The organism is Nocardioides sp. T2.26MG-1 (genome assembly GCF_950101795.1).
GTDB lineage: Bacteria > Actinomycetota > Actinomycetes > Propionibacteriales > Nocardioidaceae > Nocardioides.
In genome coordinates this window covers 408,834-421,971 of record NZ_CATNLZ010000032.1, presented here as the reverse complement: position 1 = coordinate 421,971, position 13,138 = coordinate 408,834, and the positions used below count along the sequence as shown (strand labels likewise).

The window sequence follows — 13,138 nt, the reverse complement described above, 5'->3', positions numbered from 1 at the left end:
CCGCGTGACGGACCGCGACATCGCGCTGCTGACCAACCCGACCGCCGGCAGGGGCCGCGGGGCGCGCTACCGCGACGTCGCGCTGGACCACCTGCGGGCCGCCGGACTCACCGTCCGCAACCTCACGGCGCGCGACGCCGCCGAGTCCCAGGACCTCGCCCACCAGGCGGTGGCCGAAGGGGTGGACGCGCTGGTCGTGGTCGGCGGCGACGGGATGGTCCACATCGCCGTCCAGGCGCTCGCAGGCACCGGCGTCGCGCTGGGCGTGGTGCCGGCCGGGACCGGCAACGACGTCGCGCGCTATTTCGACGTGCCCCGCAAGGACCCGGTCGCCGCCGCCGCCGTGGTCGTCGCGGGCCGCACCCGCACCGTCGACCTGGCCCGCAGCGGCGACCGGCACTTCCTCACGGTCCTCGCCGCGGGCTTCGACGCGGTCGTCAACGAGCGCGCCAACAACATGACCTGGCCCAAGGGCCAGATGCGCTACAACCTCGCGACGCTCGCCGAGCTGCGCACCTTCGAACCGATCCCGTACACCCTCGACCTCGACGGGGAGTCCCTCAGCCTCGACGCGATGCTGGTCGCCGTCGGCAACGGCCCGTCCTTCGGCGGCGGCCTGCGGATCACCGAGGGCGCGCTCCTCGACGACGGCCTGCTGGACGTGGTGATCATCAAGCCCATGACCAAGCTCGGGCTGGTGCGCACCTACCCCAAGCTCTTCAAAGGCACCCACGTCACCCACCCGCAGTACGAGCACCACCGGGTGCGCACGGTCACGGTCGCGGCGCCGGGCATCATCTCCTACGCCGACGGCGAGCGCTTCGGCGCGCTCCCGCTGACGGTGGAGTGTGCTCCGGGGGCGTTGACGGTGCTCACGTAGGTTGGACCGCATGAGCAGCACCTCGGACGACCTGTCCCCGTCCGAGCGGTACGCGGACTACCGCAACGGCCGCAAGCACCCCGTCCTGCGCGGCTTCCGCGCGCTCTACGACTTCGCGCTCGACGACTTCCAGGTGCGCGGCTGCGAGGCCATCGAGGAGGGCCGCGGCGTGCTGGTCGCGGCGCCGACCGGGTCGGGCAAGACGATCGTCGGCGAGTTCGCGATCCACCTGGCGCTCGAGACCGGGCGCAAGGCGTTCTACACCACGCCGATCAAGGCGCTGTCGAACCAGAAGTACCACGACCTGGTCGCCCGCTACGGCCCTGACCAGGTCGGCCTGCTGACCGGCGACAACGTCGTCAACGGGGACGCCCCGGTGGTCGTGATGACCACCGAGGTGCTGCGCAACATGCTGTACGCCGGGTCCCGGACCCTGCTCGGCCTGGGCTTCGTGGTCATGGACGAGGTGCACTATCTCGCCGACCGCTCCCGGGGCGCGGTGTGGGAGGAGGTGATCATCCATCTGCCCGAGTCGGTGTCGCTGGTGTCGCTGTCGGCCACGGTCTCCAACGCCGAGGAGTTCGGCGAGTGGCTCCAGACCGTGCGGGGCGACACCACCACGATCGTCGAGGAGCGGCGACCGGTGCCGCTCTACCAGCACGTGATGGTGGGCCGGCGGCTGCTCGACCTGTTCGCGTCCTCCGACGTGGACGCGGCCGCCGGCTTCGTCAAGGAGGGCGCACCCGTCAACGACGAGCTCGTCAAGATCGCCCGCGACGACTGGGCCAGCACCCGCATCCGCGACCGGCGCAGCCCACGCGGCCGCTCCCAGCCCGGACAGAAGGCCGGGCAGAAGAACGTCGGCAACGGCCGGCGGGTCTGGATCCCCAGCCGCCCCGACGTCGTCGACCGGCTGGACCGGGAGGGCCTGCTGCCGGCGATCGTGTTCGTGTTCAGCCGGGTCGGCTGCGACGCGGCGGTCACCCAGTGCCTCAACGCGGGCGTCCGGCTGACCTCTCCGAAGGAGCGCGACGCGATCTACGCGTACGTCGAGGAGGCCTGCCGCGACCTGCCCGAGCAGGACCTCCACGTCCTCGGCTACCACGACTTCCTCGACGGGCTCACCCGCGGCGTCGCCGCCCACCACGCCGGCATGCTGCCCGCGTTCAAGCAGTGCGTGGAGGAGCTGTTCGTGCGCGGCCTGTGCAAGGTCGTGTTCGCCACCGAGACCCTCGCGCTCGGCATCAACATGCCGGCCCGCACCGTGGTGATCGAGAAGCTCAGCAAGTGGAACGGCGAGACCCACGCCGACATCACGCCGGGGGAGTACACCCAGCTCACCGGCCGCGCCGGCCGCCGCGGTCTCGACGTCGAGGGCCACGGGGTCGTGCTGTGGCAGCCCGGCATGAACCCGCGCGAGGTGGCCGGCCTGGCCTCCACCCGCACCTACCCGCTGCGGTCGTCGTTCCGCCCGTCGTACAACATGGCCATCAACCTCGTGCACCAGTTCGGCCGCGACCGGGCCCGCGAGCTGCTGGAGCAGTCGTTCGCCCAGTTCCAGGCCGACAAGGCCGTCGTCGGGCTGGCCCGCCAGCTGCGCAAGAGCGAGGACGCGCTCGCCGGCTACCGCGAGGCCGCGACCTGCCACCTCGGCGACTTCATGGAGTACGCCGACCTCCGGCGCCGGATCGGCGAGGCCGAGAAGGGCGCCAGCCGCGCCAAGCGCGCCGACCGGCGTGAGGAGGCCGTCGAGTCGCTGCGCGCACTTCGCCCGGGGGATGTGATCGAGGTCCCGACCGGCAAGTTCGCCGGCTACGCGGTCGTGGTGGACCCCGGGTGGTCGGCCGAGGGACCGCGGCCATACGTCGTGACCGCGGACCGCCAGGCCCGGCGGCTGGCGATGATCGACTTCCCGACCCCGGTCACGGCGCTGGCCCGACTGCGGATCCCGAAGAACTTCAACGGCCGCAACCCGCAGATGCGCCGTGACCTCGCGTCGGCACTGCGGTCCCGCACCCACGACCTGACCCCGCCGCCTCCGGGGCGAGGGCCGCAGCGCGACCCGGTGCACACCCACGCCGACGAGCAGGTTGCCCGGCTGCGGGCCGAGCTCAAGGCGCACCCGTGCCACGACTGCCCCGACCGCGAGGACCACGCCCGGTGGGCCGAGCGCTACTTCAAGCTCGACCGCGACGCCCAGACGCTCAAGCGGCGGGTCGAGCAGCGCACCAACAGCGTGGCCCGACAGTTCGACCGGGTCTGCGAGGTCCTCACCGCGCTCGGCTACCTCGGCGACGACGGTGCCGACTCGCGCGTCACCGAGCGCGGTGTCCACCTGCGCCGGATCTACTCCGACATGGACCTGCTGGCCGCGGAGTCGATGCGACTCGGGCTGTGGGACGACCTCACACCATCGGGCCTCGCGTCCGCGCTGTCCGTGCTGGTGTTCGAGGCCCGCCGGCCCGACGACGCCTCGTCGCCACGGATCCCGGGAGGTCCCGTGCGCGAGGCGATCGGCGAGATGGTGAAACTGTGGGGGAGCCTGGATGCCCTCGAGCGCTCCCACAGGCTGGACTTCCTCCGCCAGCCCGACCTCGGGTTCGCCTGGGTGGCCTACCGCTGGGCCGAGGGCGACGCCCTCGACGACGTGCTGGTGGCCAGCGACCTGGCCGCCGGCGACTTCGTACGCTGGATGAAGCAGCTCCTCGACCTGGGCGGCCAGATCGCCGACGCCGCCGGGGCCACGCCACTGCGCGAGACCGCGCGGGAGATGGTCCGCGCCATGCGGCGCGGGGTCGTCGCCTACTCCTCGCTCGCCGACGACGAGTGACCGGACCCTGACGAGGCGGTGACTAGCCGGCCACCCGGACGGCCTCGCCGACCGGGACGTCGCCGTTCACGAGGTTCCACTGCCGGGCGATGGTGGTCGGTACGTCGAGCACCGCGGCGACCACCGCCGCCACGTCCGCGCGCGCCACGTCGCCCCGCAGGACGTCCGGGCCGAGCGCCACCCGCCCGGTGCCGGGCTCGTCGGTCAGCCGGCCGGGCCGGATGATCGTCCAGTCCAGGTCGCTGGCGCGCAGCGCGGCGTCGGCGTCGCGCTTGGCCTCGACGTACGCCCGCCACACCGCTCCGGTGTCGGCCGGCAGCGGGTCGTCCACGCCGATCGCCGAGACCTGCACGAAGCGCCGGATGCCCGCCTTCTGCGCGCCCTCGATCGACTTCAGCGAGCCCTCGAGGTCGACCGTGCGCTTGCGTTCGATGTTGCCGTCAGGACCGCCTCCGGCCGCGAACACCACGGCCTCGCAGCCCGCGAACGCGTCCGCGAAGTCGGCCGCGCCCTGGTGCTCGATGTCGAGCAGCCGCACCTCGGCGCCGCGCGCCTCGAGGTCCGCGCGGTAGTCCTCGTTGCGCACCAGGGCCACGGGGTCGTGGTCGGCGCGGCGGAGGAGATGGATGAGCTGGCGGGCCACCTGGCCGTGCCCGCCGACGATCGCAATCCGAGTCATGCCTTCACCGTACGAGCCGCGCGGTTGGGCAGTACCGTGCGACGTACGTCACACCCGGGAGGGCGCCATGCCCGCACGCACCGACCTGCTCGTCATCGGAGCGGGACCCTACGCCTACGCGACCGCGGCGTACGCCCGCGACCGTGGCCTCGACACGCACGTCGCGGGACACCCGATGGCGTCCTGGCGCGAGCAGATGCCCGCGGACATGTACCTGCGCTCGGGGCCCGACTGGCCCCTCGACGCGACCGGTGAGCACACGTTCGCGGCGTTCTTCGAGGAGCGGGGCCTGGACCCGACCGAGCACGATCCGATCCCGATCGGGGTGTTCCTCGACCACACCGAGTGGTTCGCGCAGCGCAAGGGCCTGGCCGCCGACCCGCCCCTCGTCGCCGGGCTGACCAAGCCCGACGACCGGTTCGTGGCGGCGCTGACGGACGGCAGCACGGTCGAGGCGGACCGCATGGTCGCCGCTCCCGGCGTCGGCTACTTCGCCCAGCTGCCCGAGTGGCACCTGCGGGTCCCGGAGGGTCGACGGTCGCACACGAGCGGCTTCGAGACGAGCCTCCCGGGGTTGTTCGTCGTCGGCTTCGCCGCCACCCGCGACTTCGGGCCGTTCGACGGCTTCACCGCGGGCTGCCTGTCCGCCGCCCGGATCGTCGTCGACGAGATGCTGCGCTGAGTCGGCGGCCGCCGCGGCTGGGTCCAGAAGTCATGTCGTTTGGTCACCAACGACACAGATCTCGCGCCAAAAGCTGTCGTTGGTGACCAAACCGCAACGATTTCAGCCCCCGACGAGCACCGAGGTCAGCCGCTGGACGGGGCTCTCGAGGCCCCACCGGTGGGCGAGCTCGGCGACGCGGGGGAGGTCGCGCGGTTCGGCCGGCAGCAAGGTGCCGGACGTGTCGAGCTCCAGGTCGCGCGCGACGGCGACGACCTCGGGGGCGACGGCGAGGTAGTCGGCGGCGCCCTTGATCTTGCCCCGAGGTCCGGGGGCCAGGTCGGAGCCGGGGTCGAGCGCGGCGGCGACGATGCCGTCGATGTCCCCGAACCGCCCGAGCAGCGTGGCCGCGGTCTTCTCGCCGACGCCGGCGACCCCGGGCAGCCCGTCCGAGGCGTCGCCGCGCAGGGTCGCGAAGTCGGCGTACTGCCGCGCGTCGACGCCGTACTTCGCGCGCACCCAGTCGTTGGTGACCCGCTCGTGGTTGCCGACCCCGCGGGCGATGTAGAGCACCCGGACGTCCGCGTCGTCGTCGACGAGCTGGAACAGGTCGCGGTCGCCGGTGACCACGTCGACGGGCTGGCGCGCCTGCGCGGCGAGCGAGCCGATCACGTCGTCGGCCTCGTAGCCGTCGGCGCCGAGGACGCAGATCCCGAACGCCTCGAGGACCTCACGGATGATCGGCACCTGCACCTCCAGCGGGTGCGGCACCTCCTCGACGTCCGGCTCGCCGGTGCGCTCGGCTTCGACGCGGTGGGCCTTGTACGACGGCAGCAGGTCGACCCGCCACTGCGGACGCCAGTCGTTGTCCCAGCACGCGACCAGATGGGTCGGCCGGTAGTCACCGACGAGCCGGGCGATGAAGTCGAGCAGGCCGCGCACCGCGTTGACCGGCGTGCCGTCGGGGGCCTTGATCTCCGGGACGCCGTAGAACGCTCGGAAGTACATCGAGGCGGAGTCGAGGAGCATCAGGCGCCCGGGCCGGTCTGTCACGACCCGCATCCTGCCACGCGCCGCTACGCTGACCGCGTGAGCCAGTCCGAACTCGAAAGCACCGACCGCAAGATCCTGGAGCTGCTCGCGAACGACGGGCGGATGTCCTTCACCGACCTCGGCAAGGCGACCGGCCTCTCGACCTCGGCGGTCCACCAGCGGGTCAAGCGGCTCGAGAGCCGCGGTCTGATCCAGGGCTACGGCGCGACCATCGACCACGAGCAGCTGGGGCTGCCGCTCACGGCGTTCATCTCGATCCGTCCGATCGACCCCTCCCAGCCCGACGACTCCCCGGAGCGGGTCCGCGGCATCCCGGAGATCGAGTCGTGCTGGTCGGTGGCGGGCGACGAGTCCTACATCCTCAAGGTGCGGGTTGGCACCCCGACCGACCTCGAGGACCTGCTCGCCCGGATCCGCTCCGCCGCGAACGTCTCGACCCGCACCACGATCGTGCTCTCGACGCCCTACGAGGCCCGCTCGGTCATCTGACGGCAGCCCACCGGGGATGGGCCTCCCCGATGAGGCCCAGCAGGTGCTCGACCTGGAGCTCGGTGGTGCCCGCCGGGTTGCGCCGGAAGCCGCCGCTGCCCGGCAGGAGCATGGCGAGCCAGAAGCAGGCCCACAGCGGTCGGTAGGTCTGCACCCGGTCCTCCTGCTCCGAGGAGAGGCCCACCGCATCGATCTGGGCACCCGGTTCGACTAGCCCACCGAGGCGCCCCGCGATGTGCTCGACGAGGTCGGCGAGCTCGTACGCCGGGTCGCTCAGACCACTGTCCTCGAAGTCGACCAGGCGGCAGGTCCGCCCGTCCCAGAGGGTGTTGGCCGGCTTGCGGTCGGAGACGCCCAGGACCGAGGGGCGCGGCTCGGGCAGGACGGCTGGATCCGCGAGCCAGGACAGCGCCGCGTCCACCCCGAGGCGCACCAGGCGAGGGTCTCGGCACCGCTCGAGGGAGCCGCAGCCGCCGAGCCACTCGCTGACCACCGCCGGCAGCGTCCTCGGGCCGAGCACGCGCTCGGCGATGCCGGCTCCGAGGGCGGCCCCGAGCGGTACGTCGTAGGTCTTGCGGAGGGCTCGGCCCAGGGCCATGGTCTGCGCGGGGGTGAGCGGCGCTCCGCCGAGAGGGTCCCCGGGCAGCCTGCTCATGACGACGACCGGCGCGCCGTCGGGATCGGTCTCACGGCGGAGCGGGACCGGCGCGACACCTGGGGCGTGGCGGGCGAGAAGGGTCAGGCAGGCCCACTCCCGGTCCGGCTCGCCACGCTGCCAGCTGACGTACCGCTTCCTCACCTCGGTCTCGGAGAAGAACACCGAGTGGGTCTGCGCCGACAGCACAGCGCCGAGCCTAGGCGCCCGTGATCGCCCCAGTCGGGATCGCCCCATCGGGATCGCTCAGTCGTCGGCGTGCTCGGCCCACCACGCCTGGCCGGCGGCCGGCAGGGTGTGGATCGGGTCGTAGTACTCGTAGGTCCGCGTCAGCGCCTCGGGATCCGCGTTCTCGATGGACGTGCGGTAGTTCTTCGTCCAGTACGAGATGCCGCGCTCGGTGTCGTAGTCGGCGACCTGGTGCACCCAGCGCTTGCCGACGAACGGCACGTCGCACACGATCCGCGGGGTCGCGAAGCCGGGCAGGTAGCCCATGATGTGGTGTTGGAGCCGCTGCGCGTCGGCGACCGAGACCCGCCAGTGCTCCGAGAACGGGATCATGTCGCACATGTAGAAGTAGTAGGGCATGACCTGCGCACCGTCGAGCAGCCGGAAGCACAGGTCGAGCAGGGCATGCGGGTCGGCGTTGACGCCGTTGAGGAGCACGCCCTGGTTGCGTACGTCGCGCACCCCGGCCTCGAGCATGGCGCCGGCGGCGCGAGCCACCAGGGGAGTGACGGAGTTGGCGTGGTTGGCGTGGGTGTGGATCGCGATCGACACCCCACGGGCGCGCGCGGTGCCCGCGACGCGGGCCATGCCGGCGCGCACGTCGTCCTGCAGCCAGTGCTGGGGGAGGCCGATCAGCGCCTTGGTCGCGAGCCGGATGTCTCGGATGTTCTCGATCTCCAGCAGCCGGGTCAGGAAGTCCTCGAGGCGCGGCCAGGGCATGTTCGCCACGTCGCCGCCGGAGACGACCACGTCGCGCACCTGCGGCGTACGACGCAGGTAGTCGAGCATGTCGCCGAGCCGGTCATTCGGCTTGGCGACGAACTTCAGCTTGTCGATCGTCGGCGTCGAGTTGCCGACCAGGTCCATCCGGGTGCAGTGGCCGCAGTACTGCGGGCAGGTCGGCAGCAGCTCGGCGAGCACCTTGGTGGGGTAGCGGTGGGTCAGCCCCTCGGCGACCCACATGTCGTGCTCGTGCAGCGAGTCCCGGGTGGCGTGCGGGTGCGAGGGCCAGTCGGTACGCCGGTCGGAGAACACCGGGATCATGTAGTGCCGCACCGGGTCGGCGTAGAACGCCTCGGTCAGCGAGCCCGGCCCGGCCGGGGTCGCGTCGGGGACCATCGTGTTCATCATCTGCGGCGGCACCAGCATGGACATGGTGGCCCGCTCGGCCTGGTCGCGCTCGAGGTCGGCGTAGAAGCGCTCGTCGAGCAGGTCGCCGAACAGCTCGCGCAGCTGCTTCACGTTCTTCACGCAGTGGGCGCGCTGCCACTGCACCGACTCCCACTCCTCGCGGACGACGTCGCGCCATCCGGGGAACCGGGTCCAGTCCGGTTCGACGAGCTCGGTGCGCCGGTAGGCGTAGGGCTGGCCGTCGTTCCCCTCGAGCCGGGCGGCGACAGAAGTCTCGATGCTCACGGGGGTCCTCCTCGGTGGCGCGGTGCTGTGACGGGGGTGGTCCGGGTCCGACGGCGCGCCGGTTGTGTGCGCCGCGACCTATCTGCCAGAGTAGGAGAAGATCATCCGGTATGTCCAAAGACATGCCGCATCTTTTCCTGTCACATGATGATTTCATCGGAGGACGAGCCGTGCCGACGCACCTTGCCAGTGATCCCACCGGTCTGCACCGGGTGCTGGACGAGCTGCCGAGCGGTGCTGCCCGGCTGCCGCAGGCCGCCGAGCGGCTCGACACCCGCCGCGAGCTGTGGCCCGACGAGGTGCGGGTGCGGGTCGAGCGACTCAACCTCGACGCCGCGTCGTACCGCCAGCTCGAGCGCAAGCACACCGTCGACGGCACGGTCGCGGGGGCCGCGATCCGCGACGAGGTCCTCGAGATCGTCGGCCGGCGCGGCAAGATGCACAACCCCGTGACCGGGTCGGGCGGCATGCTCGTCGGCACCGTCGAGGAGGTCGGGCCCGAGTCCCCGCTCGGACTCGCCGTCGGCGACCGGGTCGCCACCCTGGTCTCGCTGACCCTGACCCCGCTGGTGATCGAGGACGGGCTCGCCCGGTGGGACGGGCTGGGGGAGCAGGTGCCCTGTGACGGGTACGCCGTGCTCTTCGGCCGCTCGATCGCCGCGGTGCTGCCCGACGACCTGGCCCCCGAGCTGAGCCTCTCGGTGATGGACGTGTGCGGCGCCCCGGCCCTGACGGCGCGAGTCGTCGGGACCTACGCCGACCCGGTGGTCGCCGTGGTCGGCGGGGCGGGCAAGTCGGGATCGCTGAGCCTCGCCGCAGCCCGGCAGGCCGGCGCCCGGCGCACCATCGGCGTCGTGCCGCACCAGGCCGAGGCCGAGCTCCTCCGGGGCGCCGGCCTGGCCGACGAGGTCGTGATCGCCGACGCCCGCGACCCGATCGCGCTCCGCGACGCCGTCACCAAGGCCGGTGGCCCGGCCGACGTCACCGTGGTGTGCGTCGACGTCCCGGGCTGCGAGGGCGGCGCGATCCTCACGACCGCCGACAAGGGCACGGTCGTGTTCTTCTCGATGGCGACGTCCTTCTCCGCTGCCGCCCTGGGCGCCGAGGGGCTCGCTGCGGACGTGACGATGCTGGTCGGCAACGGCTACGCACCGGGCCACGCGGCGTACGCTCTCGAGCTGCTCCGCGGGACCCCCGGCGTGCGCGACCTGTTCGAGAGGAGGCTCGGATGAGGGGCAAACTCGACCTCGACCCGGCGACCATCCGCCAGGCTCGCGCGCTGGCACGCAAGGCCGGCCGCCCGATCGTCACGATGGCCAAGAGGCACACCACCGTCGCCGTCGAGCGGGCGACGCTCCGCCTCGCCGGCCTCGAGGGCGCCGACCCCGACGGCACGCCGTGGGTCAACCGGCTGCTCGACTCGGTGCGCGCCGACCTCCACGAGGACGGCGGGCTCGAGCACGGCGTCGCCCTCCCGGTCTGGGACGCCCTCCTGCGCGGCGAGGCCGACGACCTCGCCACGCTCGCGGAGAAGGCGTCGGCCGGCTCGGTGCGCTTCCGCCTGCCCGAGGGCAAGGACGCCGACCGGGCCCGGCGCGCCTCACGTGCCCAGGTGCAGCGCGGCATCCGGCTCATCGACCGGCGCCGGGTCGAGCGCGACCGGCTCATCCGGCGGTACGGCGACGCGCCCCGCACCCCGTGGATCTACCTGATCGTCGCGACCGGTGACATCTACGAGGACATCCCCCAGGCGCAGGCGGCCGCACGGGCCGGCGCCGACGTGATCGCGGTGATCCGCTCCACCGGCCAGAGCCTGCTCGACTTCGTGCCCGAGGGCGCGACCCGCGAGGGCTTCGCCGGCACCTACGCCACCCAGGAGAACTTCCGGCTGATGCGGGCGGCGCTCGACGAGTCCAGCAAGGAGCTGGGCCGCTACGTGCGCCTCACCAACTACGCCTCCGGGCTGTGCATGCCCGAGATCGCGGCGCTCGCCGGCATGGAGCGCCTCGACATGATGCTCAACGACTCGATGTACGGGATCCTGTTCCGCGACATCAACCCGGTGCGCACGTTCGTCGACCAGCGGTTCAGCCGTCAGGTCCACGCTCGGGCCGGCATCATCATCAACACCGGCGAGGACAACTACCTCACCACCGCCGACGCGATCGAGGCCGCCCACACGGTCACCACGAGCCAGCTGCTCAACGAGTACTTCGCCAAGGAGGCGGGTCTCGAGGACTGGCAGCTCGGCCTCGGGCACGCGTTCGAGATCGACCCCGACGTGCCCGACTCGTTCCGGCTCGAGCTCGCTCACGCGCTGCTGGCCCGCGAGCTGTTCCCGAAGGCACCGCTCAAGTGGATGCCACCGACCCGGCACATGACCGGCGACGTGTTCCGCGGCTACCTCCTCGACGGGTTCTTCAACCTCGCCGGGGCACTGACCGGCCAGGGCATCCTGCTGGTCGGCATGATGACCGAGGCGGTGGTGACCCCCTGGATCTCCGACCGCGACCTCGCGCTGCAGAACGTCCGCTACGTCATGAACGCCGCGGGCAACCTGCACCAGGACTTCCGCCCCGAGCCGGAGGGCTTCATCGTGCAGCGCGCCCGGCAGGTGCTGGCCGAGTCGATCGACCTGCTCGACCGGATCGTCGACGACACACTGCTGAACGCGATCGCGGACGGCACCTTCGGCCTGATGAAGCGGCCGGCGGACGCAGGCAAGGGCCTCGACGGCGTCGCCCGCAAGTCGGCGGCGTACTACAACCCGGCCTCGGAGATCCTCGAGGCCCTTCGAGACGGCGCTGGCGCGCCTCCTCAGGAACCGAGGTGACGATGGGAATCATCCGGCCGTACGGCGACACCACCGGCGACGGCATGGTGCAGCTGAGCTTCACCCTGCCGGTCAACGGCGAGGGGCAGAACCTCAAGCTCGCCGAGGGGGCCGCGGCCCAGCTCGCGCACAAGATGGGCATGGATCCCGCCCTCGTCGTGCACGCCAAGCCGATGGGCCCCGACTTCACGTTCTTCGTGGTCTACGGCCGGGTCCACCACCTCGTCGACACCAGCACGGTCGAGGTCGTCGAGCGCGACTACCCCCTGCTGACGCCCAAGGAGGCCAACGCCGCGATCAAGCGGGCGCTGCGCCGCCGCCTGGTCGTCGTCGGCGGCTGCATCGGCACCGACGCGCACACCGTCGGCATCGACGCGATCCTCAACATCAAGGGCTTCGCGGGCGAGAAGGGCCTGGAGTACTACCGCGAGCTCAAGGTCGTGAACCTCGGCGCCCAGGTGTCGGTGCCGCAGCTCGTCGAGCGCGCCCGGGCCGAGAACGCCGACGCCGTGCTCGTGTCGCAGGTCGTCACCCAGCGCGACGCCCACCTCCTCAACACCCGCGAGATGGCGGCCGCGTTCCGCGAGGCCTACCCGTCCGACCGGCGCCCGCTGCTGGTCGTCGGAGGGCCGCGGTTCGACGAGTCCATGGCCGACGAGCTCGGCGTCGACCGGGTCTTCGTCCGCGGCACCACGCCCGCCGAGGTCGCGTCGTTCCTCGTCCACCGTCTCGCCCGGAAGGGAGTCGCCGCATGACCAGCCCACGTCACACCCCAGAGGTCGGAACCCGAGTGGTGCACCGTCGCTACGTGCCTTACTCCCACGCCCACTACGCCGGCAACCTGGTCGACGGGGCCTACAGCCTCGCGCTGTTCGGCGACGTCGCGACCGAGATGTGCATCCGGACCGACGGTGACGAGGGGCTGTTCGCGTCGTACTCCGACGTGCAGTTCCGCGCTCCCGTGCGCGCCGGCGACGTCCTCGAGATCACCTGTGACCTGGTCCGGGTGGGCACCCGCTCGCGCGTCCTCGAGCTCGCGGTCCACGTGGTGGCCCGCGGTGCCGCGAACCCGGAGCGGCCCGGTGCCGCGGAGGTGCTCAGCGAGCCGCTGCTCGCGACGACCGCCACCGGGACCGTCGTCGTCCCGGCGTGACGCCCGGGGCCAGGTGACACATCGCTCGGCGCGTCGCCGGCGACACGCCGATCACGTTTCGAAATCGCCGAGATTTTCCTCGCCAGCGGCAGGTCCGTGACCTGCGGATTCGCGCGTTCTCGCAGGTCATCGGACGCTTGACAGGCACGCTCCCGCCGATCCAATGTGTGCCGTCCGCCCATGCAGATCGTGGCCGGCGAACCGACGTCCGAGTGGCCGGGTCGGAGGATGGCAGCGCCAACCATCCGTCCACCCTGGTTC

The 13,138-nt window shown here is 72.0% G+C and carries 12 protein-coding genes; 8 read left to right on the top strand and 4 right to left on the bottom strand.

Annotated elements, in window-relative coordinates; translation table 11 throughout:
* Positions 1 to 4 precede the first annotated feature (4 nt).
* Positions 5 to 880: a diacylglycerol kinase gene (locus tag QQZ14_RS17070; RefSeq protein WP_284535581.1), complete on the top strand. Its 876-nt coding sequence runs from the start codon at positions 5 to 7 to the stop codon at positions 878 to 880.
* 10 nt (positions 881 to 890) lie between these two features.
* Positions 891 to 3,710, top strand: a complete 2,820-nt coding sequence (locus QQZ14_RS17065) for a DEAD/DEAH box helicase (RefSeq protein ID WP_284535580.1) — start codon at positions 891 to 893, stop codon at positions 3,708 to 3,710.
* Between the two features lie 22 nt (positions 3,711 to 3,732).
* Here the strand turns inward: QQZ14_RS17065 and QQZ14_RS17060 are convergent, their stop codons facing one another.
* Positions 3,733 to 4,389, bottom strand: a complete 657-nt coding sequence (locus QQZ14_RS17060) for an SDR family oxidoreductase (protein WP_284535578.1) — start codon at positions 4,387 to 4,389, stop codon at positions 3,733 to 3,735.
* Between the two features lie 67 nt (positions 4,390 to 4,456).
* Here QQZ14_RS17060 and QQZ14_RS17055 point away from each other — a divergent pair, with 67 nt between their 5' ends.
* Positions 4,457 to 5,071, top strand: a complete 615-nt coding sequence (locus tag QQZ14_RS17055) for a hypothetical protein (protein WP_284535577.1) — start codon at positions 4,457 to 4,459, stop codon at positions 5,069 to 5,071.
* A 102-nt stretch (positions 5,072 to 5,173) separates the two neighbouring features.
* Here the strand turns inward: QQZ14_RS17055 and QQZ14_RS17050 are convergent, their stop codons facing one another.
* Entirely contained in the window at positions 5,174 to 6,079 is a 906-nt protein-coding gene (locus QQZ14_RS17050) for a 5'-3' exonuclease (RefSeq protein ID WP_284535785.1), read from the bottom strand.
* A gap of 60 nt (positions 6,080 to 6,139) precedes the next feature.
* On the opposite strand from QQZ14_RS17050, the gene QQZ14_RS17045 reads away from it, so the two are divergent.
* The gene (locus QQZ14_RS17045; RefSeq protein WP_284535576.1) at positions 6,140 to 6,592 is read left to right on the top strand and encodes an Lrp/AsnC family transcriptional regulator; all 453 of its coding nucleotides are present in this window, start codon (positions 6,140 to 6,142) and stop codon (positions 6,590 to 6,592) included.
* Here the strand turns inward: QQZ14_RS17045 and QQZ14_RS17040 are convergent.
* Positions 6,585 to 7,436, bottom strand: coding sequence for a phosphotransferase family protein (locus tag QQZ14_RS17040; protein ID WP_284535574.1), 852 nt, complete (start codon positions 7,434 to 7,436; stop codon positions 6,585 to 6,587). The two genes, QQZ14_RS17045 and QQZ14_RS17040, sit on opposite strands and share 8 nt — an antisense overlap.
* 57 nt (positions 7,437 to 7,493) lie before the next feature.
* A complete protein-coding gene (locus QQZ14_RS17035; protein WP_284535573.1) occupies positions 7,494 to 8,891 on the bottom strand; it encodes a KamA family radical SAM protein in 1,398 nt (465 codons plus the stop codon).
* 170 nt (positions 8,892 to 9,061) lie between these two features.
* Here QQZ14_RS17035 and kdd point away from each other — a divergent pair, with 170 nt between their 5' ends.
* From kdd to kal, 4 genes are read left to right on the top strand one after another with little or no spacing between them, the layout of a single operon-like run.
* Entirely contained in the window at positions 9,062 to 10,123 is a 1,062-nt protein-coding gene (gene kdd / locus QQZ14_RS17030; protein ID WP_284535572.1) for an L-erythro-3,5-diaminohexanoate dehydrogenase, read from the top strand.
* Positions 10,120 to 11,724 carry a lysine 5,6-aminomutase subunit alpha gene (gene kamD, locus QQZ14_RS17025; protein ID WP_284535571.1) on the top strand — a complete coding sequence of 535 codons (1,605 nt, stop codon included), beginning with the start codon at positions 10,120 to 10,122 and terminating at the stop codon, positions 11,722 to 11,724. The genes kdd and kamD overlap by 4 nt, the downstream gene beginning before the upstream one ends.
* Before the next feature lie 2 nt (positions 11,725 to 11,726).
* Complete coding sequence (kamE, locus tag QQZ14_RS17020; RefSeq protein ID WP_284535784.1) at positions 11,727 to 12,479, top strand: lysine 5,6-aminomutase subunit beta; 753 nt, start codon at positions 11,727 to 11,729, stop codon at positions 12,477 to 12,479.
* Entirely contained in the window at positions 12,476 to 12,877 is a 402-nt protein-coding gene (gene kal / locus QQZ14_RS17015) for a 3-aminobutyryl-CoA ammonia lyase (protein ID WP_446740500.1), read from the top strand. Before kamE ends, kal begins: the two co-directional genes overlap by 4 nt.
* Positions 12,878 to 13,138 lie beyond the last annotated feature (261 nt).

Excerpts from the sequence above, each read along its gene's own strand:
- QQZ14_RS17065 (WP_284535580.1), top strand. The coding sequence starts at position 891 with ATGAGCAGCACCTCGGACGACCTGTCCCCGTCCGAGCGGTACGCGGAC.
- QQZ14_RS17060 (WP_284535578.1), bottom strand. The coding sequence starts at position 4,389 with ATGACTCGGATTGCGATCGTCGGCGGGCACGGCCAGGTGGCCCGCCAG.
- QQZ14_RS17055 (WP_284535577.1), top strand. The coding sequence starts at position 4,457 with ATGCCCGCACGCACCGACCTGCTCGTCATCGGAGCGGGACCCTACGCC.
- QQZ14_RS17050 (WP_284535785.1), bottom strand. The coding sequence starts at position 6,079 with ATGCTCCTCGACTCCGCCTCGATGTACTTCCGAGCGTTCTACGGCGTC.
- kamD (WP_284535571.1), top strand. The coding sequence starts at position 10,120 with ATGAGGGGCAAACTCGACCTCGACCCGGCGACCATCCGCCAGGCTCGC.
- kamE (WP_284535784.1), top strand. The coding sequence starts at position 11,727 with ATGGGAATCATCCGGCCGTACGGCGACACCACCGGCGACGGCATGGTG.
- kal (WP_446740500.1), top strand. The coding sequence starts at position 12,476 with ATGACCAGCCCACGTCACACCCCAGAGGTCGGAACCCGAGTGGTGCAC.